The 629-nt window shown below is 75.6% G+C and carries 1 protein-coding gene; it reads right to left on the reverse strand.

What is annotated here, in order from left to right:
• A partial coding sequence (locus CCN35_RS26635) for a CoA transferase (RefSeq protein ID WP_143631866.1) occupies positions 1-629 on the reverse strand: 629 nt, incomplete at both ends.

The following is a 629-nucleotide window of genomic DNA, read 5'->3' on the forward strand; positions in this document are numbered from 1 at the left end:
GGGTGGCGGAGAAACGGGGGGCGGGGGCCGGCTGGGTGAGGCCGGCGTGGTCGGTGAAGGTGCCGCGGGCGGCCAGGTGCGGGTGGTGCGGGGCCTCGCGCAGCGACAGCACGGGGGCCACGCAGGCGTCGGAGCCCTCGAAGACGGCCGTCCACTCGGCCTGGGTGCGGGACTTGAAGCGGGCGGCGACCGCCTCACGAAGTTCACCCCAACGGGCGGGGTCCGTTCGGGTGCCGACGTGCTCCTCCAGGCCGAGCAGGGTCAGGAACTCGTCGTNNCGGTCCTGCCAGGCGCCCGCGGCGAGCATGCCGTGGATCATCGCGGACAGATGGGCCGCGCCGTCGACGATGGCCGCGTCCACGACCTGGCCGGTGCCGGTCGCGCGTGCGTGGTGCAGGGCGGCGAGGACGCCGACGACGAGATAGAGGGAGCCGCCCGCGTAGTCGCCGAGGAGGTTGGCGGGGACGGCCGGGGGCCCGTCGGGGCCGCCGATCATGCCGAGGGTGCCGGTGACGGCGATGTAGGTGATGTCGTGTCCCGCGCGGGGGGCGAGCGGGCCGTCCTGGCCCCAGCCGGTCATCCGGCCGTAGACGAGACGGGGATTGCGGGCGTGGCACGCCTCGGGGCCG

The organism is Streptomyces thermovulgaris (assembly GCF_002155915.1).
In the GTDB taxonomy this organism is placed as follows: domain Bacteria; phylum Actinomycetota; class Actinomycetes; order Streptomycetales; family Streptomycetaceae; genus Streptomyces; species Streptomyces thermovulgaris.